The organism is Vibrio sp. CB1-5, from assembly GCF_059412285.1.
In genome coordinates this window covers 93,646-116,966 of the sequence record NZ_JBJHPB010000001.1, presented here as the reverse complement: position 1 = coordinate 116,966, position 23,321 = coordinate 93,646, and the positions used below count along the sequence as shown (strand labels likewise).

Annotated in this window: 29 protein-coding genes and 1 pseudogene; 19 read left to right on the top strand and 11 right to left on the bottom strand. The window is 45.0% G+C overall.

Annotated elements, in window-relative coordinates:
• Positions 1–177: 177 nt before the first annotated feature.
• From ACJB0T_RS00455 to arfB, 4 genes are all read left to right on the top strand, one after another.
• Positions 178–1,857: a mechanosensitive ion channel family protein gene (locus tag ACJB0T_RS00455; RefSeq protein ID WP_479290047.1), complete on the top strand. Its 1,680-nt coding sequence runs from the start codon at positions 178–180 to the stop codon at positions 1,855–1,857.
• 144 nt (positions 1,858–2,001) lie between these two features.
• Positions 2,002–2,274, top strand: coding sequence for a hypothetical protein (locus tag ACJB0T_RS00450; RefSeq protein ID WP_479290048.1), 273 nt, complete (start codon positions 2,002–2,004; stop codon positions 2,272–2,274).
• Positions 2,275–2,355: 81 nt separating this feature from the next.
• Complete coding sequence (locus tag ACJB0T_RS00445) at positions 2,356–2,652, top strand: Dabb family protein (RefSeq protein ID WP_479290050.1); 297 nt, start codon at positions 2,356–2,358, stop codon at positions 2,650–2,652.
• 6 nt (positions 2,653–2,658) lie between these two features.
• The gene (gene arfB, locus ACJB0T_RS00440; RefSeq protein WP_112479918.1) at positions 2,659–3,069 is read left to right on the top strand and encodes an alternative ribosome rescue aminoacyl-tRNA hydrolase ArfB; all 411 of its coding nucleotides are present in this window, start codon (positions 2,659–2,661) and stop codon (positions 3,067–3,069) included.
• Between the two features lie 41 nt (positions 3,070–3,110).
• Here the strand turns inward: arfB and ACJB0T_RS00435 are convergent, their stop codons facing one another.
• The gene (locus ACJB0T_RS00435) at positions 3,111–3,710 is read right to left on the bottom strand and encodes an outer membrane beta-barrel protein (RefSeq protein WP_479290052.1); all 600 of its coding nucleotides are present in this window, start codon (positions 3,708–3,710) and stop codon (positions 3,111–3,113) included.
• A 314-nt stretch (positions 3,711–4,024) separates the two neighbouring features.
• Between ACJB0T_RS00435 and ACJB0T_RS00430 the strand changes: the two genes are divergently transcribed.
• From ACJB0T_RS00430 to ACJB0T_RS00405, 6 genes and pseudogenes are all read left to right on the top strand, one after another.
• A complete protein-coding gene (locus ACJB0T_RS00430) occupies positions 4,025–4,480 on the top strand; it encodes a GNAT family N-acetyltransferase (RefSeq protein ID WP_479290054.1) in 456 nt (151 codons plus the stop codon).
• A gap of 325 nt (positions 4,481–4,805) precedes the next feature.
• Positions 4,806–4,997 carry a CPXCG motif-containing cysteine-rich protein gene (locus ACJB0T_RS00425; protein ID WP_479290056.1) on the top strand — a complete coding sequence of 64 codons (192 nt, stop codon included), beginning with the start codon at positions 4,806–4,808 and terminating at the stop codon, positions 4,995–4,997.
• A 71-nt stretch (positions 4,998–5,068) separates the two neighbouring features.
• Entirely contained in the window at positions 5,069–5,668 is a 600-nt protein-coding gene (locus tag ACJB0T_RS00420) for a LysE/ArgO family amino acid transporter (protein ID WP_479292246.1), read from the top strand.
• The gene (locus tag ACJB0T_RS00415) at positions 5,599–6,063 is read left to right on the top strand and encodes a GFA family protein (protein ID WP_495292904.1); all 465 of its coding nucleotides are present in this window, start codon (positions 5,599–5,601) and stop codon (positions 6,061–6,063) included. Before ACJB0T_RS00420 ends, ACJB0T_RS00415 begins: the two co-directional genes overlap by 70 nt.
• Positions 6,060–6,593 (top strand): annotated as a pseudogene (locus ACJB0T_RS00410) (GNAT family N-acetyltransferase); the annotation flags it as partial. The gene ACJB0T_RS00415 and the pseudogene ACJB0T_RS00410, both read left to right, overlap by 4 nt.
• A 63-nt stretch (positions 6,594–6,656) precedes the next feature.
• Positions 6,657–7,115 (top strand): HAD family hydrolase, encoded by a 459-nt coding sequence (locus ACJB0T_RS00405; RefSeq protein WP_495292908.1) that lies wholly within the window; start codon positions 6,657–6,659, stop codon positions 7,113–7,115.
• Positions 7,116–7,125: 10 nt separating this feature from the next.
• On the opposite strand, the gene ACJB0T_RS00400 is transcribed toward ACJB0T_RS00405, so the two are convergent.
• Positions 7,126–7,992 (bottom strand): fructosamine kinase family protein, encoded by an 867-nt coding sequence (locus ACJB0T_RS00400; RefSeq protein ID WP_479290060.1) that lies wholly within the window; start codon positions 7,990–7,992, stop codon positions 7,126–7,128.
• A 179-nt stretch (positions 7,993–8,171) separates the two neighbouring features.
• Here ACJB0T_RS00400 and ACJB0T_RS00395 point away from each other — a divergent pair, with 179 nt between their 5' ends.
• Positions 8,172–8,516, top strand: coding sequence for a DUF3802 family protein (locus ACJB0T_RS00395; protein WP_479290062.1), 345 nt, complete (start codon positions 8,172–8,174; stop codon positions 8,514–8,516).
• 57 nt (positions 8,517–8,573) lie between these two features.
• Here ACJB0T_RS00395 and ACJB0T_RS00390 read toward each other — a convergent pair whose 3' ends face one another.
• Positions 8,574–9,044, bottom strand: a complete 471-nt coding sequence (locus ACJB0T_RS00390) for an NlpC/P60 family protein (protein WP_479290064.1) — start codon at positions 9,042–9,044, stop codon at positions 8,574–8,576.
• Between the two features lie 143 nt (positions 9,045–9,187).
• On the opposite strand from ACJB0T_RS00390, the gene ACJB0T_RS00385 reads away from it, so the two are divergent.
• Positions 9,188–11,233, top strand: a complete 2,046-nt coding sequence (locus tag ACJB0T_RS00385) for a methyl-accepting chemotaxis protein (RefSeq protein ID WP_479290065.1) — start codon at positions 9,188–9,190, stop codon at positions 11,231–11,233.
• A gap of 5 nt (positions 11,234–11,238) precedes the next feature.
• On the opposite strand, the gene ACJB0T_RS00380 is transcribed toward ACJB0T_RS00385, so the two are convergent.
• A complete protein-coding gene (locus ACJB0T_RS00380) occupies positions 11,239–12,030 on the bottom strand; it encodes a sterol desaturase family protein (RefSeq protein ID WP_479290067.1) in 792 nt (263 codons plus the stop codon).
• A 69-nt stretch (positions 12,031–12,099) separates the two neighbouring features.
• Between ACJB0T_RS00380 and ACJB0T_RS00375 the strand changes: the two genes are divergently transcribed.
• The 4 genes from ACJB0T_RS00375 to ACJB0T_RS00360 all read left to right on the top strand — a co-directional run bounded on the left by ACJB0T_RS00375 (position 12,100) and on the right by ACJB0T_RS00360 (position 14,958).
• The gene (locus ACJB0T_RS00375; RefSeq protein WP_479290069.1) at positions 12,100–12,861 is read left to right on the top strand and encodes a tRNA-uridine aminocarboxypropyltransferase; all 762 of its coding nucleotides are present in this window, start codon (positions 12,100–12,102) and stop codon (positions 12,859–12,861) included.
• 152 nt (positions 12,862–13,013) lie between these two features.
• A complete protein-coding gene (gene nagK / locus ACJB0T_RS00370) occupies positions 13,014–13,922 on the top strand; it encodes an N-acetylglucosamine kinase (protein WP_479290071.1) in 909 nt (302 codons plus the stop codon).
• A gap of 122 nt (positions 13,923–14,044) precedes the next feature.
• The gene (locus ACJB0T_RS00365) at positions 14,045–14,488 is read left to right on the top strand and encodes an Xre family toxin-antitoxin system antitoxin (RefSeq protein ID WP_353496130.1); all 444 of its coding nucleotides are present in this window, start codon (positions 14,045–14,047) and stop codon (positions 14,486–14,488) included.
• Complete coding sequence (locus ACJB0T_RS00360; RefSeq protein WP_479290073.1) at positions 14,488–14,958, top strand: RES family NAD+ phosphorylase; 471 nt, start codon at positions 14,488–14,490, stop codon at positions 14,956–14,958. The genes ACJB0T_RS00365 and ACJB0T_RS00360 overlap by 1 nt, the downstream gene beginning before the upstream one ends.
• Before the next feature lie 31 nt (positions 14,959–14,989).
• Here ACJB0T_RS00360 and yegS read toward each other — a convergent pair whose 3' ends face one another.
• Both yegS and yidA read right to left on the bottom strand, forming a co-directional pair.
• The gene (yegS, locus tag ACJB0T_RS00355; RefSeq protein ID WP_479290075.1) at positions 14,990–15,895 is read right to left on the bottom strand and encodes a lipid kinase YegS; all 906 of its coding nucleotides are present in this window, start codon (positions 15,893–15,895) and stop codon (positions 14,990–14,992) included.
• Positions 15,896–15,948: 53 nt separating this feature from the next.
• Positions 15,949–16,752 carry a sugar-phosphatase gene (gene yidA, locus ACJB0T_RS00350; protein ID WP_479290076.1) on the bottom strand — a complete coding sequence of 268 codons (804 nt, stop codon included), beginning with the start codon at positions 16,750–16,752 and terminating at the stop codon, positions 15,949–15,951.
• 149 nt (positions 16,753–16,901) lie between these two features.
• On the opposite strand from yidA, the gene queE reads away from it, so the two are divergent.
• Positions 16,902–17,582, top strand: coding sequence for a 7-carboxy-7-deazaguanine synthase QueE (queE, locus tag ACJB0T_RS00345; RefSeq protein WP_479290078.1), 681 nt, complete (start codon positions 16,902–16,904; stop codon positions 17,580–17,582).
• A 20-nt stretch (positions 17,583–17,602) separates the two neighbouring features.
• Positions 17,603–18,289: a 7-cyano-7-deazaguanine synthase QueC gene (queC, locus tag ACJB0T_RS00340; protein ID WP_479290080.1), complete on the top strand. Its 687-nt coding sequence runs from the start codon at positions 17,603–17,605 to the stop codon at positions 18,287–18,289.
• A gap of 60 nt (positions 18,290–18,349) precedes the next feature.
• Here queC and ACJB0T_RS00335 read toward each other — a convergent pair whose 3' ends face one another.
• The 4 genes from ACJB0T_RS00335 to ACJB0T_RS00320 all read right to left on the bottom strand — a co-directional run bounded on the left by ACJB0T_RS00335 (position 18,350) and on the right by ACJB0T_RS00320 (position 22,361).
• Positions 18,350–18,709, bottom strand: coding sequence for a DUF2750 domain-containing protein (locus tag ACJB0T_RS00335; protein ID WP_353496136.1), 360 nt, complete (start codon positions 18,707–18,709; stop codon positions 18,350–18,352).
• 122 nt (positions 18,710–18,831) lie between these two features.
• On the bottom strand, positions 18,832–19,455 hold the full coding sequence (locus ACJB0T_RS00330) for an OmpA family protein (RefSeq protein WP_479290082.1): 624 nt from the start codon (positions 19,453–19,455) through the stop codon (positions 18,832–18,834).
• Positions 19,456–19,457: 2 nt separating this feature from the next.
• On the bottom strand, positions 19,458–20,774 hold the full coding sequence (locus ACJB0T_RS00325; RefSeq protein WP_479290084.1) for a TolC family outer membrane protein: 1,317 nt from the start codon (positions 20,772–20,774) through the stop codon (positions 19,458–19,460).
• Between the two features lie 396 nt (positions 20,775–21,170).
• The gene (locus tag ACJB0T_RS00320; protein ID WP_479290086.1) at positions 21,171–22,361 is read right to left on the bottom strand and encodes a class I SAM-dependent methyltransferase; all 1,191 of its coding nucleotides are present in this window, start codon (positions 22,359–22,361) and stop codon (positions 21,171–21,173) included.
• Between the two features lie 149 nt (positions 22,362–22,510).
• Between ACJB0T_RS00320 and yccX the strand changes: the two genes are divergently transcribed.
• A complete protein-coding gene (yccX, locus tag ACJB0T_RS00315; protein ID WP_479290088.1) occupies positions 22,511–22,786 on the top strand; it encodes an acylphosphatase in 276 nt (91 codons plus the stop codon).
• Between the two features lie 37 nt (positions 22,787–22,823).
• On the opposite strand, the gene ACJB0T_RS00310 is transcribed toward yccX, so the two are convergent.
• Positions 22,824–23,153 carry a TusE/DsrC/DsvC family sulfur relay protein gene (locus tag ACJB0T_RS00310; RefSeq protein ID WP_479290090.1) on the bottom strand — a complete coding sequence of 110 codons (330 nt, stop codon included), beginning with the start codon at positions 23,151–23,153 and terminating at the stop codon, positions 22,824–22,826.
• Positions 23,154–23,321 lie beyond the last annotated feature (168 nt).

Genomic DNA, 23,321 nt, shown 5'->3' with positions numbered 1-23,321 from the left:
ACTCCTTCGAAGTGAGAATCTTGTTAAGCATAGACGATTCAAGTCACGTGCTGTGTTCCCATTGCCGATTGAAGGTGATCATCCAAGCAATCTCTCATTGGAGACCGTTGGGAAATTGAGATTGTGTTCTATATTTAGAGAACTAACAAAAAACTTAGCACCATCAAGGAGTTTTGAATGCGTGTTTCTTCTTTCTTATCAATTCCACGCGGTCGGATTGTGGTCTTTCTATCGGTGATGTTGGCAGTTTTTAGCGGATATATTCATGCTGAGACAGCAACGGATCAAACGGCGTCCCCTAAAGCATCAAAGACCGAAATAGCTCTAAATAGTCTCAACGCTGAGATACAAGATTTATCAGAGCAGTTAAAAGTCACCACAGGTGACCAAAAAGACGCGATTCAGTTTCGATTATTTAATAAAAATAATGATCTTCGCGAGGTTATTGGCAAGGCCATTGATGAAGGTTCACTGCCAAAAGAGGCGTTGATTGATCAAGTAAGAGTTCAGCAGCAATACACTGTTGCGGCTAAAGAGTACCTAGAGAAAAAGAATGACGAAGTTTCAAAAGAGTTCAACGCAGCCAAGGAAGAGAACAAGTTAACGATTTTGAATTCGTACAGTGAGCTACAGGACTATTTGAACACTACGTATAACGCGAGTTGGCAAAACTTAGAGTGGTTTGAAAAGTTGGGTGTTCAAGACAAAAAGGCGGAAGATGAGTTCGAGGGACTGGTTGGGAACAAACTAAGATTAACGTCTGCTTCTATTGAGTATTTTGGGCAACAAGCGACAGCTGTAGGTTCTCAAATAGCCTCTGCGCCCGAAGCGGATAAAGCGGGACTGCAAACTGCTCAACTTATCTTGAAACAGCGTCTGAGCATTGAGACCAAAAGTTTACGAAATCTCATTGTACTCGGTGATGAGGTCGGGATAGATACCTCAGAATACAAACGCCAAGTATTCTCGATTACTGGGAACATTACCCAAGACATCCTTGACGGAAAAGTGATGTTGTCACTTATTAGTCACTGGTGGAGTCAAGCTGTAGACTGGCTGGCTGACAACGCGCCACAGCAACTATTTCAAGTATTGATCTTCCTGCTAATCCTATTTGTTACTCGGGCGATTGTTAAGCTGGTAAGAAAAGTTGTCGCCAAGGCTGTGATCAATAAAAATCTGAAGTTGTCTCACCTTATGCAGAACTTCTTTGTATCGATGTCAGGCAATATTGTCTGGGTGATCGGTATTATGGTCGGGTTGTCTCAAATTGGATTAAACCTCGCCCCCATCCTTACTGGTTTTGGTATTGCGGGTGTGATCATCGGTTTTGCACTGCAAGATACACTCTCGAATTTCGCAGCTGGGATGATGCTGCTCATCTACCGCCCATTTGATGTTGGCGACTTCGTGTTTGCTGGTGGTGTAGACGGTAAGGTAAGTCACATGAGTCTTGTGAACACCACGATCAGAACATTCGATAACCAAATTATCATCGTGCCGAACAGTAAAATTTGGGGTGACGTAATAAAGAATGTTACTCACGAGCGTACAAGGCGAGTGGATATGGTGTTTGGTATTGGTTACGGCGATGATTTGCTCAAAGCAGAAGCAGTTCTCACTGAGATTATTCATGCTCATCCAGCAACACTTAAATCACCAGAGCCAATGATCAAAGTGCATACGCTCAATACTTCATCTGTTGATTTTATTGTCCGACCTTGGGTAAAAACTGACGACTACTGGGATGTGTATTGGGATATCACAAAAGAAGTGAAGCTTCGTTTCGACAAAGAGGGAATTTCTATTCCATTCCCTCAACAGGATGTGCATCTGCATATGATTAAAGAGAGTTAACCAATAAACGATGCAAGATTCTAGATCTTATTTTATGTAGTGAGTTGCGACTTCATTCACGAATTTTCTAGTCTAGGGAATGTGCGAACATGCGACCATAATGGTTGATTTAGGTTGAGTTTTCGAGAGCAAATGGAGTTGCCAATGTTCCCAATAGAAGTCTTTATCGCTTATACCACAGCATGTGTGTTATTGGTGTTATCCCCCGGACCAGATAACCTGCTTGCGGTTGGCAGAGGGCTTAGTCAGGGCAAATTGGCAGCTCTGGTGTCTGACCTTGCTTTGATGGGCGTATTTGCATCACGCTTGGTATCGAGGCTAAAGAACAAACCAAGAGTAGTATCTGGACTTAATGTCGGCGCTAGCGTTTCTTTTTTGGGTTCAGGGTTTGCTATCGCATTGATGCGTCAGAGGTAGTGCTAGGTGGTACTGTTTGCAGATCTTGGTTATTATCTAATGAAATTATTACGTTAGTAAATTCGTTAATAGGAACTTGGCATGATACGTCACATATTACTCATCCAATTCAAATCGACAGTGACGGAAGCGGACATTTTGGCACTCATGTCATTATTCGAGGTGATTCCATCAAAAGTGGATGGAGTAGAAGCGGTAGAGTGGGGTATGAATGATAGCCCTGAAGGCAAAAATAGAGATTATACGCACTCTGTGCTAATGACCTTCCGCGATGAACAAGGCCGTCAAAACTACTTACCGCACCCAGAGCATGACGCGCTCAAAGCCGTGTTTCGACCACTACTCGAAGACATTATTGTCTTTGATTACTCTATTTAAACCATCATGTTACATATTTCAAATACCGTTACGATTGCCGATTGGGAGATTGAACTCACTGCCATTCGTTCAATGGGCGCTGGTGGTCAAAAGGTTAATAAAACCAGCTCAGCGATACACCTACGCTTCGATATTAAACGTTCTACATTGCCTGACTTTTACAAAGAAAGGCTCCTATCGTTAACTGATTCGAGAATTACAAAAGAAGGCGTCATCATCATAAAGGCTCAACAGTTTAGAACTCAGGAACAGAATCGTGAAGACGCACTAGAAAGACTTAAGCAAATAATACTTTCCGCGACAGTCGTTCAAAAAGCACGTAGAGCCACCAAGCCGACAAGAGCCTCCCAAAAACGACGTGTCGATAACAAAAAGCGCAAGAGCCAAACCAAGTCGCTACGAGGGAGGGTGCAGTAAATTCATGTTATAGCGCGCATTTTTCCGCTTTGTTAAAGCGTCTAAAACTTCCAACCGATTGTCGCTCTGATGGAACCTGATTCATCAATGTACTGAGCGACATTGCCTGTTGGATCCATGGTTGCTGCAGTTACATCAAAATAGAGGTTGTTATTATAAACGGTGCGTATACCGACACCGTAATAGCCATTCCAGTTGCCAGTATCTGTGCCTTGTGAAGGAAGGTCATTACCGTTGCTGCTTTGCTTTAACGTCAAGTCTACCATGGTATAGGCGACACCAAGCTCTACGTAGGGTTTGATGTCGAACGTGTCGCCAAGCTGAAATGTATAACCTAAATCGGTTCCTATAAACAGGGAGTTGGCGCTGCCGTCAAGTTGACTTTTTATTGTTTGATCTGTCGAGATATGCGTCATTTCAGGATAGCTGGTGGATAAACCAAATTTCACTCCCGCAATTCCATTAAAGTCATACCCACCCTCTATCACAACACCGTTATCCGTATCCGTTACGGTTCCATGTTGATCCAACGCTGATGAATCAAAAGAGGAAATGTTGGCACCCCCGCCAACGCGCCAGCCAGCCTCGTTTGCCAATGCTGATCCAGAGATAAGACTTAACGTTAGAAGGGATAGTGTCATTTTTTTCATTTGAGTTGCCTTTGTTTAAATTAGAGTAAGCAACGTCCTTGTTAATAGGTGATTTAGACTAGCAGCCTATTGCAGATACAATCCAATGATTGGTTTTTATTTGTGTTATGCATGACTCGTATATCATGATGAGTTGCTGATTCAGTGCATTTTGATGCTTGGGTGAATCTATATTGGACGCGGGGAGTTTTGAGATCTAAACCTCACAAAAAACAGCAAAGGCTGTTAACTTTCAATGAGATATGGATTTCGTAAAGCGAGGCAGTATAGTGTTAGTTTGAAGCTAGCAACCAAAGGAAAGACAGTTGGATATTGTTAAAGATGATTTGCAAGGCCACCAAATTCAGGCCTTACTTCGAGAACACTTAGATGACATGTATGCCACGTCGCCAGCGGAAAGTGTTCATGCTTTAGACATTGAAGCTCTACGTCAATCTAACATAGAGTTTTGGACGGCGTGGGAAGAGCAGGAGTTGCTAGGGTGTATTGCGCTGAAAGCTTTGGATGCAAATCACGCTGAAATTAAATCGATGCGTACCGCGCATAGAGCAAGGGGTAAAGGAGTTGCCAAATCACTTCTCAATCATCTTGTAAGTCAGGCATCTTCGCGCGGCTTTTCGCGTTTAAGCTTGGAAACGGGCACAGAAGACTATTTTGCCGCTGCTCGCACACTCTACTCTGGCCATGGCTTTGTTGAATGTGAGCCTTTTGCTGATTACGTGCTTGATCCCAATAGCGTATTCATGACTAAGCCGCTTTAGGAGGAACGATGTTCCATCTAATTCGTCTGATCGGGCTTGCAAATATAGTCGCTGCTATAACTGTCTTTGGGTTAGGTTTGTTCATCCCGTTTTTTACAGTCACCAGTCTTATGGATGGGGCGTTTTTTAATGCCGCTTCAATATGGTGTGTCACCGCTTTGGTTTATCGCTATTTATTGCGGGCTTGATTCCCATGTTGTTGGCGATTGCATTGTCTGTGACTACTTAAATGCTACATTAAATGGCCGAGTGCTGTTGGCTATAGTGAGGTTTGTTAATTTCATATTCAAATTCTAAACTTGATAAAAAGCAAAAGGATTGAAATATGGAAGCGATCAAAGAATGGCGGGTGAACTGCCCATATTGTGGTGAGGCTTTTGAGGCCGTCATCGATTGCACATCGGACAATCAGGAGTACATTGAAGACTGCTATGTCTGCTGTCGTCCTATTTTGTTTGAAGTTACCCTAGAAAGTGAAGATGTGTTTGTTACCGTCCGGCACGAGAATGAGGTTTAGATTGAAATTCAACTAATTACGCGTTAAAACATCGGATTGTTATATGGATGTAACTCGGAGTTGGTTTGGATATTGGGGTCTTTTTTACCGGTTTTTCGTTAGGTTTATCGTTAATTCTCGCGATCGGCGCACAAAACGCATTTGTCCTAAAGCAAGGGTTAAAGCGCCACTATGTATTTGCAGTTTGCGCGGTCTGCGCGGTTTCTGACGCGTTGCTTATTACTGCTGGTGTTAGTGGCTTCGGAGCGGTGATTGAAGCGTACCCCTCGGTCGAAGTAGTTGCTCGATATGCAGGCGCGGCCTTTCTTTTTGTCTACAGCTTTCAGAGCTTTCGCTCGGCACTTTCAAGCAACCATCAGCTAGATCCTGAAGGGGATAGCAATGCCAGTCTGATGAAAACAGTGCTTATTTGTTTAGCATTAACATGGCTCAACCCTCATGTTTACTTAGACACCGTCGTTCTTCTAGGTTCTATCTCAACGCAATATGCCCCTCAGCAAATCTCCTTTGGCCTTGGCGCGGTAACGGCTTCATTCGTGTTTTTCTTTTCGCTTGGCTATGGTGCCAGACTACTCACCCCGATTTTCCATAAGCCCATTTCATGGAAGATTTTGGAGGGGCTAGTGGGCTTTATCATGCTGGCGATTGCGGTGTCTTTGGTTTCAGGTTAGAGAACAGGGAAATGATAATAAAGAATAATTTGCTAAGTTGTCATTGTGGAAATGTGCAGCTTTCTTTTGACTCTTGGCCGGAATCGGTCACCTGCTGTAATTGCTCAATTTGTCGTCGATATGCGGCGCTTTGGGGTTATTTCCAACCCCAAGACGTAACGGTTGAGGTAGCCAACGAGACAGTAGCGTATCGCTGGGGAGATGGTTGCATCGATTTCCATCACTGCGCTGTGTGTGGTTGCGTTACTCACTATGAGTCTGCAGATAGCTTATCGACTCCGAGAACGGCCATCAATTTTAGAATGGCGGATAGCCTTAAATCTTCCCAGGTTAAATATTTCGACGGCGCTGAGTCATGGTGTTTTCTTGATGAAAGTAAGGTGCGCAAGGTATGAATCAGGATAGGTTGAGTTTTCAAGATATCACGCTGCGAGTCGCAAGTGAGCAAGACTTTGAGCCGTTATACCGACTCATGACAGAGGATGAAGCTTGGACGGAGCTCAATGGCCCTTATTTTGTTTATCAGCGTCCAACGCGCGCGCAGTTTCGAGAGGGAGGCTTTTCCAAACTCTTATTGGGTAATGAAGCGCTTGTTATTGAATATCATCAAAGAGTCGTTGGGACGGTAAGTTGTTACTGGGAAGACCAAAAGACGCGTTGGCTTGAGGTTGGAGTACTGGTTTATGACTCGCGACTATGGGGCTGTGACATCGGCATGAAAGCGCTGATCCCTTGGGTGAGTTATCTGTTCAATACCCTAGACATAGAGCGAGTAGGGCTAACCACCTGGAGCGGGAATCCGCGAATGATGAAGTGTGCGCTAAAGCTTGGCATGATTCAGGAAGCTTGCCTGCGCAAAGTTCGTTACTATCAAGGGCACTATTACGACAGCGTTAAGTTTGGCGTGCTGCGAGAGGAGTGGCGTGAACAAGAAAAGCTTTGGCATCAACGTGACCATATTTACTTGTTTGACTGGGGCGATACATTAATGGTCGATGACCCCACCCAAAGCGGTAAGATGTGTAATTGGCCAAAAGTTCAGCAGGTCGAGGGCGCGAGGGAGCTATTAAGTGGGCTTGCAAAGTACTGTCCCATTTATGTCGCAACCAATGCCAAAGATTCGGCGGAAGAAGACGTAAAAAGAGCCTTTAAAAGAGCACAGCTTGCTGAATACCTATCTGGGTATTTTTGTTTTAGCAATCTTGGTGTTGGAAAAGATGATCAGGACTTTTACCCACGCATTGCGTCGAAGCTCAACATAGATACCAGTCAACTTGTGATGACTGGAGATCAACTCGAACGGGATATAATGCCAGCAAGGCGTGCAGGGCTACGAACGAACTGGTTTAATCCGAGTGCAACCCCAAATAAAGAAAACGGCTTTGCTCGACTAGAGGATATTCTCTATCGGGAGCAAAGCCGCATGTCGCTGGTTGATCTTGACTAGAAGACGGCTATCACGATGATTGGATGGTGGTGATAAGCTTTTCTGCTTGATCCAAATACTCACCACCAAACAGATTGCAGTGATTGAGCACATGATACAAGTTGTAGATGTGTTTGCGGTACTCGTACATAGGCTCAATCGCCAATATGCTCTCGTATCCGTCGTAAAACTCTTGTCTAAACCCGCCGAAAAGCTCTGTCATTGCTAAGTCGCATTCTCTATCTCCCCAATAGCTCGCGGGGTCGTAGCATATTGGCCCAAATGCGGTATTAGCCGCATTGCCATACCAAAGGTCGCCATGTAGTAACGACGGCTTAGGGTTGTGGCCGGAAAGCTGGTCATTTACCAGTTCAACGAAATCATCTATGTCCGTGAAGCTGATTTGTTTTTCTTTGAGGAGTTGTAGTTGCCAGCCTATTCGCTGCTCAGAGAAGAAGCGGGACCACTTTTTATGCCACTGATTAGGTTGTAGCGTGGTGCCAATGTAGTTGTCTTGATCGAACCCAAACTCTTTTTGCTCGCCCCACTTGTGCAGTTTGGCAAGCTCTTCGCCAAGCTGATAACTGGCGGGAGCGGTATCTAAGGGTTTAACTGGGATGTAATTGAGAATGATAAAGGCACACTCTTTGGTTTTACCAATGTGAACCAGTTCAGGCACGTGAACGGTGCTGGTTTCTCTTAGGGCAGTGAGATTGTCGGCTTCGATTTCAAATTTCGCGATAAAGTCTTTGTCATTGATTTTGACGAAGTACCGCTGATCGCCATCGCTGATCATATAACACTGATTAATGTCCCCTCCGCTCATTTTGATACGCTCGGAGATATTGAACTCAAACATTAGAGTTTCTGAAAGCTGATCTGAAATTGCTTGCCACATAAACGCCTCCCACCTGCCAACACTATGGCTAGTGTAGAACAATATTGCTTACATAACATACTGTCAGCGCACAGAATCGTTGATGTGACACCCGATTTTTCTCTTGTGTTCTTACAAACGTGACCTAGGTTTGTTATGGTGATGATCTTGTTATTATTGTCTTTGCTAGGAGAGCAGTCGTGGTTGTAGATACTGACGGCTATCAAGCACTTATTGAACACCTTGCACTCAATCTAAGTGTGTTTACCTCAGAGTTGGGGGATACAGGAGAAGAGACCATCGAGGACGTATCAACGGATATGGTTGCCTCAAATATTATGACGGTCTTCGAACAAAATCCTGAGCTTCATGCCAGCGTGCGTTTTAAGCTTCTTAAAGAAGTAGATTTAGTTATTCAAGATCTGGAAGAGGTATTGGCTGGTGCTTGGAACAAAAAAGCGACCAATGAACAAGTCGCTTTTCTTGAGGAATATATCGCACTAGTGAAAAATCTATTCGACACTGCGGTGGCGAAATACGATTAATCTTAGCTTTCACTCTGTCTAATACTTTCTCTCTGTATCCAGTAGCAGAGAGAAAGGTTATTGCACATTTCTAAAATGCCAAAACGTTGAAGCCCAGTATGGGTTATCTAAACGAGACATCACCACGCCTTTTGATGTTGAAGCATGCATAAATGTATTCCCGCCTAAATAGATTCCAACATGACGGGTCTTATAGCCAGTTTTAAAAAACACCAAATCTCCGCTTTGTGCGTTATTGTAGGCAACTTTTTCGCCTATTTTGACTTGCTGTGCTGTCGTTCTTGGCAAAGATACAGAATAGGCGTCTTTAAAGACTGCTTGTACAAAGGCCGAACAATCTACACCGGAATAATTGGTGCCGCCCAAACGATATGGGACACCTTGCCATTTTTTATATTCCGCGAGGAAGGGCTCATTTTCAGGAGTGTTGTAGTGTTGCTGAGTATGCTCCGCTTGCTTCGGCTGACTAGAGCAGGCCGATAGCAAAACCACCATGCCATATAAAATCAATAATTTAACAACTTTCATCTGTCACACTGCTTACATTTAAACGTAATAAAAATGTCATTAAGGATTACTAATATCCTGATAATTCTATACCAAGTTATTAAATAGTACGAACCTATTACTTATTTGGTTACCGTTTAATGGATCAACTCGACGGATTGTTTATGAAAACCCCAGACAAGGGAAAACGTGCCATCTCTTTGATTCACTCTTTGAGTGCTATCTTCTTAACCATTATTCTAATTTTTGTGGGCGTGAGTGTACTGAGCACGAATGGCCTTAATCAAGTTAAGCAGCAGTTTGATAACTTATCAGAAAAGGCCCTTCCACTGTCTCTTAATAATGCGGCATTGACGCAAGATGTACTGGAACAAGTAAAACTGCTTAACTATGGTACACAGCTTGAGTCAACAGAAGAGTTAGAGCAGACCCGCCAACGCATCACGCAGCTTGTAGAGCAAAGTAATCAAAAGGTTGAAAACCTATTTACCATAGCGTCAGGTATGGGCAATGCCGTGACACCCGAGCAGCGAGAGCTCCTTGGGCAGAAAATTGTTGAACTCCAGAGAAGCACTCAAGCGATTCTGGCGTACCAATCGCAAATACTGGCCATGAGTGCCGGTATTGACAAGGAAGTGGCTGGTTTTCGATATGCCATCAGTACGCTTGGTCAAGAAATGAATCGCATCAGCTTGCTGTTTACACAAAACAATCCGTCTTCGGCTGATGCCGCGACACGAGTGGTGACGGCTGCTAGCTCTTTAGAGAGCGCATTCTTGATGCTGATGATGCAGACCGATCTAAACAAGGCCAATGGCGAATATCGTCAGATGCGCAATCGCTATGCCAGCATCAACTTAGCTTACGATCAGTTTGAAGAGTGGCATCCTGAAATCAGTGAGTTTCCAAGCTTTACTGCGCCTTATGACATGGTGAAAACAGGTTTTAAGCAAGACGGCGTGGTTCGTCAGATCATCGCGCGATTGGAGATTGCGACCAAGCAGCGTGAAGAGCTCGCCAAAGCGGCCATATTGGCAAATGAGACCACACAGATCTTGTCTGCCATTTCGACAACCGCAGAAGGGCTGATTGATGAAAGCCAATCTGTAGTGAATAACACCATTCAAACCAATATTTATACACTGCTTGTAACAACTGTTGTGTTAGTGATGGTTGTTCTCGGGTTGTTCTTTGGACTGCGTCGCTGGGTTAATCGCGCCCTTAAGAATATTACTAGGCAGCTAAAGCGTTTGGTTGAGCACGACCTAACGGGCGTCGTAGAGCTTTCAGGTCCATCTGAAATGCTCGATATCGCTAGAAAGTTGAATCGGGTTATTGAATCGACCCACGATTCTATTGAGGTGGTAACACGTAACTGTGAAACCCTGTACCAAACCGCAGAAATCAGTCATGGCGCAGCAGAAGAGACGCGAAGCAGTTTGCGAGCGCAGAACGAATCTCTCGACAGTATGGTTGCGACAGTGAGTCAATTGGAAGCGTCAATCAAAGAGATTGCAACGGTGACGACGTCCTCATTCTCTGATTCGCAGCAGGCAGAAGAGTTTGCTTCTCTGGGACTAAAAGCGGTCGAAGAGAACCAGCAACGTTTGCATTCCCTCGAAACGACACTGGGTAACAATGAAGCATCCATGACTGAGCTGGATGGCAAAGTGAAGCAAATTCAAGAAATGGTCGATATGATCAGTGGCATTGCAGACAACACCAACTTGTTAGCGCTCAACGCAGCCATTGAAGCGGCGCGAGCGGGAGAAATGGGACGCGGTTTTGCCGTTGTTGCGGATGAAGTACGTAAGCTTGCTAGCGATACCTCAGAGCAAACCACCAATATTCGTCAAATGATGGCTGAGCTGATGCATGCCGCCCAAGATTCGAGACAATCTGTTATCGAGTCTAGAGCTGAAATGAATCACGCCCTTGATTCTAGTGAGCGAGTTAAAGCATCGTTTTCGGATATAGCGTTATCTGTGAATCATATTCGAGAGCGTGCTGAGCAAGTGTCTGTGGCCACTGAAGAGCAAGAGCGAGCCACTGCGGAAGTAGGGCGCGCTATCGTTCATGTTACCGATCAAGGTGAGAACTCAAATATGCAGCTTGAGTCTATGGTTGAAAGCGCGGAGCAGGTGGCCGATATCGCGGGTCATCAGCAAGCGATGTTGCACAAGTATGACCTCAACCGTCTAGCTGTTTAATCTCGCTAGTGGTCATTTCTGAAAGGCTGGGTCAGTAACTTATCCAGCCTTTGCTCGTTTTTAGTAGTAAACTCTGGAATGCCTATTTCCACCTTATCGTGTCCAAGCTCTGGTTGAGCGCGATAGGTGCCAAACCAGCGATCCCATACCGACAAAAAGAAACCAAAGTTGGAATGTGTCTCTTTGGGGATCACTGAGTGATGAACTCGATGAAAGTCGGGTGTCACTACAATTTTTCGTAGTACCTTATCAACGGCCAGTGGTAGCTTGGCATTACTGTGGTTAAACATCGCGCTCGCATTAAGCACAATCTCAAACACCAATACCGCTATTGGTGGGATCCCAAGCGCCATAACTACGCCAATTTTGATCCACATTGAAAGAACGATTTCAATGGGATGGAAGCGCGCGCCAGTGGTGACGTCGATGTCTCTATCAGCATGATGCATGCGGTGTAATCGCCAAAGAATGGGCAGTCGATGGAACACGACATGTTGAAAGTAAATGACGCCATCAAGCAAGATGACACTGATTGGCAGTACCAGCCATAAGGGCAAGGTAAGGTAGTTAAAAAGCCCCACGTGATGCTCTGCCGCGCGCAAAGATGCTTCAATCGCTAAAAGGGGCATGACAACCGCTAAGGTTAAAGAGTTAAACCCTACGAGCGCGAGATTGTTACTCCAACGTAATAAACGGCTGCGCGTTCGCGCCTTCCTTGGGACTGCCCACTCCCAAGCAGCGCAGAGTACTAATACAGAAAGAAAGATCGCTAGGCGAATAGTGTCACTGTTTTCCATTGCTGTTGAGTTTCCTTTTACTAACGCACGTTGGCAGAGTAGAATCCCGCCACCTTTTGTCAAAGTACCATGATTATGAGACGCCACGCCTTCCACGCCATGTATGACGAGCGACTTGCCGCAGCCACCAAGCCATTCAACGCCCGCGGTGCAAAAGTTGAACGTTGTAAAACCTGCCAAATCGCCAAGCAATATTGTATCTGCGAACATCAACCCGCACCGAGCCTTGATATTGCAGTTATGCTGCTGGTCTCTGATGCAGAGATTCTAAAGCCAAGTAATACCGGACGCCTAATACTTGATACGGTTGAGCAAGGCTATGCGTTTCCTTGGCATCGTACCGAGCCGAATCCAGAGATGTTGGCAGTGTTAAATGATGAGACCTTACAGCCGATTATAATCTTTCCTGAAGATTATGTAGATGACAAAACTCGTGTTCTAGAAATAGGTGAGCAACAGGAGACAAACATGATTCTATCTGAGGGTAAAAAGCCACTTTTTATCTTTTTGGATGGCAGTTGGCGAGAAGCACGAAGGATGTTTCGCAAGTCACCTTATCTCGACAAATTCCCAGTTTGCTCTATCAAACCAGAAGCGGTGTCGAATTATGTAATGCGCAAGTCTGTAAATGAAGACCACCTAGCGACCGCAGAAGTGGCCAGCTTGGTGTTTGAGCAATTTGGTGAAGGAAAAACCGCCAATACACTCGCACTTTGGTTTGCGGCTTTTCGTGAAAGCTACATGTTGAGTAAGACCCGCTTCTCTTCCGATCTTACCCGTCCTGAGTTAAATAATTTCATAGCTCTAATAAAAAACGAGATGTTGCTCTAATAGTGTTCATTTAGGTGACGACTTGTTAGCCAAGCGGTGCAAGCAAAGGTATAAATTGGTGCTGCATCACGGTTTGAGGGGGTAGGGATATGGATAATGCCATCAGTTATTCTATTTTTTCGCCTCGGATTGGGGTTTCAAGGAGAGTTTTCATGTATTACGGCTTTGACGTCGGCGGCACAAAAATTGAGTTTGGTGCTTTCAACGAAAAACTAGAACGTGTAGCCACAGAGCGCGTTCCAACACCAGTTGATGACTATCAAGTATTGGTCGACACATTAGCGGGCTTAGTCGCGAAGTACGACGCAGAGTTGGGTACAGAAGGCAAAGTAGGTCTCGGTCTTCCTGGTATGGAAGATGCGGACGACGGTACCGTACTGACAGTAAATATCGGCTGTGCGAAAGGTAAACCGCTACGTCGCGATCTAGAAGCAAAAATTGGTCGTCAAGTGAAGTTAGAAAATGACGCGAACTGTTTCGCGCTTTCTGAAGCTTGGGATGAGGAACTTAAAGATTCGCCTTCAGTGATGGGGTTAATCCTAGGTACTGGTTTTGGTGGTGGTTTGATCTACGAAGGAAAAGTATTCTCTGGTCGCAACAACGTTGCTGGCGAGTTAGGCCATATGCGTCTGCCTATCGATGCGTGGTTCCATCTAGGAGAAAAAGCGCCTCTTTTGGATTGTGGTTGTGGCAAAAAAGGTTGCTTGGATAATTACTTGTCGGGTCGTGGCTTTGAGCTTCTTTATGCGAACTATTATGGTGAACGCAAGAAAGCGATTGATATTATTCAAGCGCGTGAAGCAGGTGATGCAGATGCGATTGAGTTTGTTGACATGTTCATGGAACTGTTGGCGATCTGTTTTGCTAACATTTTCACTGGCAACGACCCACATGTAGTGACATTGGGTGGTGGCCTGTCTAACTTCGAATTGATTTACGAAGAGATGCCTAAGCGTGTGCCAAAATACTTAATGTCTGTGGCGAAATGCCCTAAGATTGTGAAGGCGAAACACGGTGATTCAGGCGGCGTTCGCGGCGCAGCATTCTTGAACATCAAGTAATTGCCATCATTTTAAGTAAGGCGACCCAATGGGTCGCCTTTTTTGTTTTAGGTGGTAGTTGTTGTGAAAGTGAAAGTGATCTATCATTTGATATGTTAAGACCGTATCAAATGGTGGTTTAGATGAGTGCTTCAACCAAATTTGTTCCTTCTCGTTCAAAGGCTAGTTTTTGGTCGCAGATTGGCGTGCCTCCAAGAGGGCGCAAACTCTATGAAGCGATTGAAGCAGGCTTCGATTTTGCGACCTACCAGAAGCTCGCGACGGCGACGGGTATCGAGAAAAAAGAACTTGCTCGTATCACCAACATCAAAAGCGCAACGCTGAGCCGCCGAGCGAAGGACGGTAAGTTCTCCTCAGATGAAAGTGACAGGCTTTATCGATATGCAGAAGTCTACAATGCGTCACTGCGCTTGTTTGAGAACAACAAAATCAAAGCATTTCAGTGGATGCACAACCCAGTGAAGGCATTAGGGTATATAGCGCCAAGCGATATGCTGAAAACCAGTGCTGAAACGGAAGAAGTGTTGAGCGTCATTGGTCGCCTTGAGCATGGCGTGTTCAACTAATGCAGTTGTATCGAATCGTAAAAAGAAAGTTCGCGACAAGCACAGAACAAGTCTTTGATGGCGAGGGGGCAAGACGTTATGGTGGGCGATGGAATTCGGCAGGCACGCGATGTGTGTATCTCGCGACGTCCGAGTCTTTAGCTATTTTAGAAGTGCTGGTGCATCTAAACGATTCCGAGCTACTCAATGACTATGAGCTATATCGCATTGATATGGACGATAGTGCGATCATCGAACTTGACCAAAGTTATTTGCCAGATGATTGGAAAGAAGATCCTGCACCAGCGTCGACCGCACAAATCGGTGATGAATGGATCACCAGTGAAATGAGTCTTTGCCTCAAAGTTCCATCGACTATTGTCCCGAGAGAGTTCAGTTGCCTGCTAAACCTTACTCATCCTGATTTTGACTTAGAGAAACTTAACGTTGTTAAGCTTAGCTTTGAGCCGGATCCTCGTTTGGCTGGTTAAGGAAATCAAGGCTGAGACAATTAAGGTTGAGTTAATCCAGGTTAACTACGACAGGGCAGTGAGCCGGAAGCACCAATTTAATGGCGTTTGGCAGTACACTGAACTTGATGTGCTTTGATGTTAATGGTTCACCGTCAAGGTTCACTGGCATCACTGAATCAGAAATCCACTCCAATATTTTCACTTGGTTTCGTTTTACAAACGTGCCACTAAACTCTGGCTGTTGAAGTAGTTCGTCAACCACCGCGGGAATATCACCTGGCGTAAACTCTTCCAATGATACTACGTCAAGCAGTCCATCATTGAGCATGGCGTTGGGAGACAAAGGTTGACCGCCACCTGCCATTCTTCCGTTACATACTGCGCCGATGACAACGTGACTGTCAATCTCTTTACCGTCATACAAAACTCTGCCGCTAAAAGGCTGAAAGTTAATGGCTTGAACAAGTCCTGCAAGGGTATAAGCGCCGCCGCCCAAGAAGTTTTTAAGTGCCACGGGTGTGTTTGCGGTGACCTGCGCGCCAAATCCGGCCGTGGCGATATTGATGAAGTGTCTTTCATTCGCCGATGCAGCGTCGATAAATGTTGCTTGGCCGGTAAGTGCTAAATGCAATGCATCATAAGGGGAGAAAGTTGGAATTTCGCAGGCTGTAGCAAAGTCGTTGGCCGTACCGAGAGGGAGGACGGCTAACTCGATGTGAGAAAGCTTTTGTTTGAATAGGGCATCGACCACTTCATTAATAGTACCGTCACCACCACCTGCGATGAGTCGAGTGACACCCTCAGCACCGGCTTCTCCTACTAACCTTTCAATGTCTCCACCTTCCCACGTCACGCGAACTTCAAGCTGATGCCCTTGTTCTCGAAGTTGATAGACTGCTTCTCGAATGTCTTCTTGAGCAGCTTTTTTACCGTTTAGCAGTAGGCGGATGGTCATGTTCTTCCCTCAAAACAGCGAGTTAGCACTAAATGCAGCGATAATACGAAAAACTATAGCACAAATTTCTCAATCGCTTTTGCTACGCCGTCTTCATCGTTGCTGTCTGTGATGTAATCGGCAATCGCTTTGGTCGCTTCCATCGCATTCGCCATCGCGACACCTTTGCCTGCAAACTTGATCATGTGATGGTCGTTTTCGGCATCACCAAAGCACATCGTTTGCTCGTAAGGAATACCCAGGTGATCGGCAATGACTTTAACGCCTTCACCTTTATTGCTGAGTGGGTTTAAGAACTCTAAGAAGAATGGGGCACTTTGAACGATGGTGTAATCATCATGATACGACGCGTTAATCTTAGCAATGCCCTCAGTGAGTTTGTTTGGCTCACCAACAATCATCGCTTTGATGATTTCATGGTCATCTTCTAAGCGCTCAAAGTCATAAACAGTGAAGTCGAGCTTGTTGATTTCTGCTTCGTGGTCGGTGTAAGGGTTAGCTTCTGTAGTGATCAATCCGATTTGCGTGCTGAACGCATGGCAGTGCAGGCCTAGCTCGTTTGCAAGGCGTGCGATGCGCTTAGCATCTTTACCTGTTAGTGGCTGCTCGTGAAGCTTTTCACCACTTGCAACTTTTTCAACATAGGTGCCGTTAAAGTGAATAACAAAGTCGTCTTGCTCTGTTAAACCTAATTCTACAAGTGCATCCTTCATTCCGTTAAGTGGCCTGCCCGAAGCAAGAACGACCGTAACGCCTTTGGCTTTAGCAGCAGCGATGGCTTGTTTAGTGCGAGGGGTGATGTTTTTATCGGATGTGAGTAGGGTTCCATCCATATCGATAGCGATGAGTTTGTACACGTGACTTACCTAAAAAAGAAATAAAACAAAACCGCATCAGAATAGGGAAATTAGCCGCAGACTGCCAGTGATTTTGTCGTTCGGATAATGTTGAATTTCTAGCGCGCATCCTTTAAGGTCTGCTCATCTTACATAAATGGCAAAATTTAATGATCGGTAAACAATTCAAGATCAATGAGATGTTTGAAACCATTCAAGGCGAGGGCGTGTTCACAGGCGTTCCGGCGGTATTCATTCGTCTTCAGATCTGTAATGTGGGTTGTGCGTGGTGTGATACCAAGCAGACTTGGGAAGCAAAGCAGGAAGATGAGCGCGCGTTCGGCGAAATCATTACCAAGCAAGGTGACAGCCCTACTTGGAGTGATGTTAGCGCTGATGAGATCGTTGCTATGTATCGAACCCAAGGCTTTACAGCGAAGCATATTGTCATTACTGGTGGTGAGCCTTGCGAATATGATTTAACGCCACTTTGTGAGGCGTTTGAGGCTATTGATGCTCGTTGCCAAATAGAAACCAGTGGCACGTCAGAAGTGAGAGTCACTGAGAATACTTGGGTGACAGTGTCACCCAAGATCGCCATGAAAGGCAAACTCGAAGTGCTTACCTCAGCGCTAGAGCGAGCGAATGAAATTAAACACCCTGTTGCAACAGATAAGAATATTGAACAACTTGATGCGCTGCTTGATGGTGTCGCATTAAAGCCGGATGTGGTGATTGCACTGCAGCCGATTAGTCAGAAGCCACGCGCGACTGAGCTTTGCATGAGCACGTGTATCGCGCGCAACTGGCGTTTGTCGGTACAAACTCATAAATACTTAAATATTGCATAACACCAAATAGGGAGACGGTAATGAAGAAGGCAGTAGTAGTTTTTAGTGGTGGCCAAGACTCGAGCACGTGTTTGGTGCAAGCATTAAAAGAGTATGACGAAGTACACGCAATCACGTTTGATTACGGTCAGAGACATAAGCTAGAAATCGAAGTGGCACAAGCACTAACAGAAAAGCTTGGGATAAAAGCACATAAAGTGATGGATGTGGGCCTACTCAATGAATTAGCGATTAGCTCACTGACACGCGATGACATTCCAGTCTCTCATGAACTGCAAGAAAACGGCCTGCCAAACTCGTTTGTTCCGGGTCGCAATATTCTGTTTCTTACCTTAGCTGGCATTTACGCATATCAAATTGGTGCCTCAGCGGTCATCACGGGTGTGTGTGAAACGGACTTCTCTGGCTATCCAGATTGTCGCAATGACTTTATTAGGGCGATGAACAGTGCCTTGGTGCAGGGTATGGACAGAGAGTTGGAAATCGTTACGCCGCTAATGTGGCTAGATAAAGCCGAAACATGGGCGCTGGCTGATAGGTATGATGCGCTAGAGCTTGTTCGTAACGAGACGCTGACCTGTTACAACGGCATTATTGGTGATGGCTGTGGTGACTGCCCGGCTTGTGAGCTGCGAGCTAATGGGCTTAATCATTACCTCGACAATCAACAAGCTGTGATGCAATCACTTAACGAGAAATCATACTAAAAAGAGGCGCATTATGCGCCTCTTTGCTATCTATCTACGTTTTAAACGATAGGGTGCTGATTAGTTAAGCTTTAGATACAGCTTAGCAACCTCTGAAGGCTCCATTTCCTTACCATCTAGCTGAGCGTTCCAGTTCGTGCCGATCAGGACGCCATCTTCGTCCAATGTCAGTAGCCAATCTTCAACGAAGATATCAAGAGGGATGTGCAGTACTTCAAAGTCAGCCCACTCTTCGACGTTGTGAGTTTTTGCGTCTTCTTCTGACGACCAGAAAGGCATTACTTCACTGTTTTCGAACTCGGTTGAATCACACGCCAACCAACCATCTTCGTTACGAAGACCCCATACAAGTTGGGTTTTGCTTGTTTCTTCAATAAACAGCTTTAGGTTTTGTTCGATATCAGACGTTAATTTGCTCATTGTTATCTACTCATAGTAAGAACTGCTTACAAGACTAGCATGAGATCGTTAATATCTAAATGAATTGGCAATAAAAAAGCGCTCTAGGAGAGCGCTTTGTGTCTGATTGATGGAGAACTAAACTACTTACCGATTTTGGTGAATATCGTCCATTCCATTTTGACTTCGCCCTTGTAGCCGACTACCGAGGCGACGACTTTGCGATTCATTGCATGGGCAAATTCACTATCGCCTAATTCTTCAAGTTGAGTATCACCAAAGCCAATGATAGTTAGCCTGTTTGGGTCGATACCATTGTTGATGATGGCCTGTCTTACGACTTCGGCGCGATTTTGCGAAAGTAGCATATTCTTGTCCGTGTTGCCGACGATACTCGCAAAACCTTGAATTTCGATGCTGGTTTCCGGGTACTCCTTGAGGAAGTCAGCCATCTCACTGATTTGATTTTGGAACACCGGCTTGATGAAGGTTGAATTGTTATCAAACAAAATACGCAATGCCAGTGAGTTGGAAACATCAATGTACTCTTCACAGCCGTCGTTATCGAGTGCTGCACCTTGCGGCGTAGTGATACATAGATCTCTAGCATTGATAACACCGTCTCCATCGTCATCAATCAAATCTGCTTTTTGATCTGCTACCGGTGTTGGCATATATTCGTACTTGTCGTTTTCTTCGTTGGAGGCCGCAGCGGTAAGTGGTAATACCATTAGCCCACAGATGAGCAGTTTTCTCTGTAGTTTCATGATTAATACTCCACTTTCTCATTCCATTCCGACGGCGTATCAACGCGCAGTGCATCAAGCAGGGCACCTGTTGCGTTCATGACTCGGTAGCGTGCTAATTGCTCAGCATATTTGGCATCTAAATAGCCTTTGCGAGCTTCAAATAACTCGTTCTCGGTGTTCAACACATCCAGCAGAGTACGTTTGCCGATCTTGTATTGCTTTTGATAGGCAACTACGGTTTCAGACGCTGAATCTACGTGATCGGATAAAAACTCACGTTGCTGAACGGTAAATTCGAGTCCCGTCCAAGACAGTCGCAGTCCTTCTTCAACCATACGATACGTTCTGTCTCTAAAGTCTTTCGCCTTGTTGAGCTGGTAGGCTGCCGATTCACTGAGGTCTGAATCTGAACCACCGTTGTACAAATTGTATCGCATACGTAGCATCGCTCGGGTTTCGTTATCGGTACCTATGTTGCCGCCAGCGTCATTTCGCCAGTTGTGGCCAGCATCGATATAGAAAGTAGGGTAGTTAACACCTTTGGTTTGTTGGTATTGGAAACGTGCTGAGTCAACATCCACCTGAGAAATCTTAATAACAGGATGCCTCTCCATTGCAGTCTCTAGGGCGTCTTCTACTGAAAGCGATATAGCTACTTCATCAGCTCTTGGGTATTTAAGTCCCAGAGGTGCTTGTCCTACAAGGCGCTTAAACTGAGTGTGTGTATCGAAGAGATTGTTTTGAGCAGCCAGTAGATTACCGTGAGCCTTCGCGATACGAGCTTCTACCTGGGATAGATCGGCCGTAGAACCAATACCGGAATCCACTCGTTTCTTAATATCCGAGTAAATCTTTTTATGAACATCCAAATTTGCTTCAGACAGTGCAAGGACTTCGTAAGCTTTGGTTGAGTCCAAATAGATCTGTGCGACTTCTAAAGCGATATCTGAGGCATCTGCGAGGAGTTGGTAGCGCACGGATTCGGCTTCAGCCGCGGTACGGTCTATATCGTTGAGTGTTTCGTTACCGTCCCAGATGAGCTGGGTGAGAGATATTCCAACTTCCTTTCTTGTGAGACTCTCATTTCTAGGAATGGAGTTTTCTCTGTCAAAATCTGTCTTCTCATAACCAATACCACCGTCTAAATCAACTTTTGGACGGTAGGCACCAACCGCGGCGTCTGCATCGTATCGCTTACTGACATACTCATTGTACGCTGCTTTAATATCTGGGTTGGTTTTGAGCGTGTAAGCAACGGCCTGTTCAAGTGTTTGGCTACTAACAGGGAGGCTAAGGGCCATAAAACAAGCTGCTGCGGTAGTGGTAAGCTTATTCAAAGTCTTTCTCCTTGATCCTGTGCCTGTTGGGCACTTCGGCTTGAATTCATTTAGCTCTATTGTGTTTTACAGAGTTCGCATCTTTGCTTTACTCATTAGTCTTGAAATAATTTCAGCCAAGTCAAAATGTTACCCACTGTAGTACTAACTATAGCGAGAGCTAGGTGCTTTTCAATGTCGATTTGTCTAGATTATGTATCTAATGTAAGACTGGCGCCTATTTTATCGCCTCAACAGTGATCTACCCATACATATTATTGAAAATAGTAAAGAAATTGGCCAATGCAATTGAAACAATGGAATGGTTTCTTGTTTTTGAGACGCTAGAAACCAAAAAAAGCCAACCTGAGTTAGGTTGGCTTGAGGAAAACGAAAAGCGGGTTTACGCATTAAATGCTAGAGCACTTTACACGCGAATCCTTTGAGATAGAAACCTTCCGGGTAAGCGGTGTCGGTTGGGTGATCCGCAGCTTGTTCAAAACGTTCAACAAATTTTACCGAGCGGTTAGCATCGAGTGCCGCATCGGCAATGATTTTTTGGAACAGGTTGCCGTCCATCAAGCCTGAACAAGAATAGGTGAGCAATGTGCCACCTGGCTTAAGGATTTGCATGGCAAGCATGTTAATGTCCTTGTAACCGCGACAAGCACCATTGAGCTGAGCTTTCGATTCGGCAAACTTTGGTGGATCCATAATGACCACATCAAACTTGGTGCCTTGGTCACGATATTCGCGCAACAGTTTGAACACATCAGCATTTAGGAATACGGCTTTTTTCTTTTCAGTAAAGCCATTAAGCTCAGCATTATGTTTTGCTGTATCCAGTGCCAGTTGCGACACGTCGGCGTTGATAACTCGCTTAGCACCACCTTTAAGTGCATAAAGGCCAAACCCACCTGTGTAACTAAAGCAGTTAAGTACTTCTTTGTTCTTCACGTATTTCTGTGCTTGGAAGCGGCTATCACGCTGGTCGAGATAAAAGCCAGTTTTATGACCGTTAATGATGTCGACACTGATTTTTACACCGTTCTCCTCAATTACAACCGGCTCATCTGGTGATTGACCAAATAGTACGCCAGTGCGCTCTTCCAAGCCTTCTTTCTTTCTCACAGATACATCAGAGCGCTCATAGATAGAGCAATCTGGGAAGCAGTGGTTTAACGCTTTAACTAGCGTGTCTTTTTGGTGCTCTGCACCAGCACTGAGCAATTGGCAAACGAGAAAATTGCCATAACGGTCAATTGTTACACCTGGCAGACCATCAGATTCAGCGGCAATCAAGCGATAGCCTGTAAGACCGTCACGCTCAATGATGTCTTCGCGCAGAAGTTGTGCGTGCTGAATACGCTCAACGAAGAAGTCAACATCGATGTCTTGCTTAGTGAAACTCCATACACGTGCACGGATTTGAGAGTTTGGAGAGTAGGCAGCTTTTGCCAACCACTCGCCGTTGTGCGCATACACGTCAACTGTCTCGCCAAGCTCTGGGGTGCCATCGACACGAGAAATGCCTCTGGAGAAAACCCAAGGGTGTTTGCGTCGGAGTGATTTTTCACGGCCTTTTACAAGGTGGATAGCTGATGCCATGGTATACCTTACGATGTTGAAATGGAGAAAAGGTGGGGTATTTTGTGTGAAGTTTCAAATAAATGCAAATTGGCTTGATGAGTTAAAACGTCAATACCTCATTCTGAACTAAAATCAGCATAGCATGCGATGGATCCAGGAGAGTAATTATGGCGCAGTATTGTCAGAAGTTGATTGTCACCGGCATGGTTCAAGGTGTCGGTTTTCGTTATCACACCTGCCATGAAGGATTAAAGCTAGGACTTACCGGTTATGCTAAAAATCTCTACGATGGTTCGGTAGAAGTGGTTGCTTGTGGAGACGAATTGAAGGTTGAGGCGTTGTGTGATTGGTTGCTAAAAGGCCCTAGGACGGCGAGTGTAGACTCGGTAACCAGAGAGCCTTGTGAGCAAACAAAAGTCTATTCAGGCTTTGTTATCATGTAATCGATATTAGCGTTATGTAATTGAATCGATGGCTGGATTACAAGCATTTTGCCGGTTTAGGAAGACCGGCAAGTTTGGTTGCTTGTTTCGCTGGGCCTTTCTTGAACAGTTTAAATAGGTATTTACTGTTACCTTTTTCCGGGCCATGTGCTTTTTCCATGGCTTTGACCAACATTCTTACTGCTGGAGAGGTATTAAACTCTTCATAAAACTCGCGAACAAATAGGACCACTTCTAAGTGAGCCTCTGTTACTTCAATGCCTTCTTGCTCTGCCAAAATAGTGATCATACCTTGTTCCCAATCTTGATGATTGAGTAGGTAGCCTTCTGCATCGGTATCGATGGTTTTTCCGTTGTATTCAAACATGATTTGCAATCTAGTTGAGGATCATCGACGCAAGGTTAGCTTAGGTTTATCTTATTTATCAAGTGCCGTGTGCTGTTTTGGCTTTCTATTCTGTTCTGATTCTTTAGCGTTCGTAGGCAAACAAAAAGCCCGAGACAGTGTCTCGGGCTTCATACAATCTATGTAACT

Coding starts and splice junctions, on each gene's coding strand:
- ACJB0T_RS00405 (WP_495292908.1), top strand. CDS start 6,657: ATGGTCGATGACCCCACCCAAAGCGGTAAGATGTGTAATTGGCCAAAA.
- ACJB0T_RS00375 (WP_479290069.1), top strand. CDS start 12,100: ATGATTATGAGACGCCACGCCTTCCACGCCATGTATGACGAGCGACTT.
- nagK (WP_479290071.1), top strand. CDS start 13,014: ATGTATTACGGCTTTGACGTCGGCGGCACAAAAATTGAGTTTGGTGCT.
- yccX (WP_479290088.1), top strand. CDS start 22,511: ATGGCGCAGTATTGTCAGAAGTTGATTGTCACCGGCATGGTTCAAGGT.
- ACJB0T_RS00435 (WP_479290052.1), bottom strand. CDS start 3,710: ATGACACTATCCCTTCTAACGTTAAGTCTTATCTCTGGATCAGCATTG.
- ACJB0T_RS00385 (WP_479290065.1), top strand. CDS start 9,188: ATGAAAACCCCAGACAAGGGAAAACGTGCCATCTCTTTGATTCACTCT.
- ACJB0T_RS00360 (WP_479290073.1), top strand. CDS start 14,488: ATGCAGTTGTATCGAATCGTAAAAAGAAAGTTCGCGACAAGCACAGAA.
- ACJB0T_RS00415 (WP_495292904.1), top strand. CDS start 5,599: ATGGAAGATTTTGGAGGGGCTAGTGGGCTTTATCATGCTGGCGATTGC.
- ACJB0T_RS00450 (WP_479290048.1), top strand. CDS start 2,002: ATGTTCCCAATAGAAGTCTTTATCGCTTATACCACAGCATGTGTGTTA.
- ACJB0T_RS00400 (WP_479290060.1), bottom strand. CDS start 7,992: ATGTGGCAAGCAATTTCAGATCAGCTTTCAGAAACTCTAATGTTTGAG.
- ACJB0T_RS00330 (WP_479290082.1), bottom strand. CDS start 19,455: ATGAAACTACAGAGAAAACTGCTCATCTGTGGGCTAATGGTATTACCA.
- ACJB0T_RS00380 (WP_479290067.1), bottom strand. CDS start 12,030: ATGGAAAACAGTGACACTATTCGCCTAGCGATCTTTCTTTCTGTATTA.
- ACJB0T_RS00425 (WP_479290056.1), top strand. CDS start 4,806: ATGGAAGCGATCAAAGAATGGCGGGTGAACTGCCCATATTGTGGTGAG.
- queE (WP_479290078.1), top strand. CDS start 16,902: ATGATCGGTAAACAATTCAAGATCAATGAGATGTTTGAAACCATTCAA.
- ACJB0T_RS00455 (WP_479290047.1), top strand. CDS start 178: ATGCGTGTTTCTTCTTTCTTATCAATTCCACGCGGTCGGATTGTGGTC.
- ACJB0T_RS00335 (WP_353496136.1), bottom strand. CDS start 18,709: ATGAGCAAATTAACGTCTGATATCGAACAAAACCTAAAGCTGTTTATT.
- yegS (WP_479290075.1), bottom strand. CDS start 15,895: ATGACCATCCGCCTACTGCTAAACGGTAAAAAAGCTGCTCAAGAAGAC.
- ACJB0T_RS00320 (WP_479290086.1), bottom strand. CDS start 22,361: ATGGCATCAGCTATCCACCTTGTAAAAGGCCGTGAAAAATCACTCCGA.
- ACJB0T_RS00390 (WP_479290064.1), bottom strand. CDS start 9,044: ATGAAAGTTGTTAAATTATTGATTTTATATGGCATGGTGGTTTTGCTA.
- queC (WP_479290080.1), top strand. CDS start 17,603: ATGAAGAAGGCAGTAGTAGTTTTTAGTGGTGGCCAAGACTCGAGCACG.
- ACJB0T_RS00310 (WP_479290090.1), bottom strand. CDS start 23,153: ATGTTTGAATACAACGGAAAAACCATCGATACCGATGCAGAAGGCTAC.
- ACJB0T_RS00445 (WP_479290050.1), top strand. CDS start 2,356: ATGATACGTCACATATTACTCATCCAATTCAAATCGACAGTGACGGAA.
- ACJB0T_RS00365 (WP_353496130.1), top strand. CDS start 14,045: ATGAGTGCTTCAACCAAATTTGTTCCTTCTCGTTCAAAGGCTAGTTTT.
- arfB (WP_112479918.1), top strand. CDS start 2,659: ATGTTACATATTTCAAATACCGTTACGATTGCCGATTGGGAGATTGAA.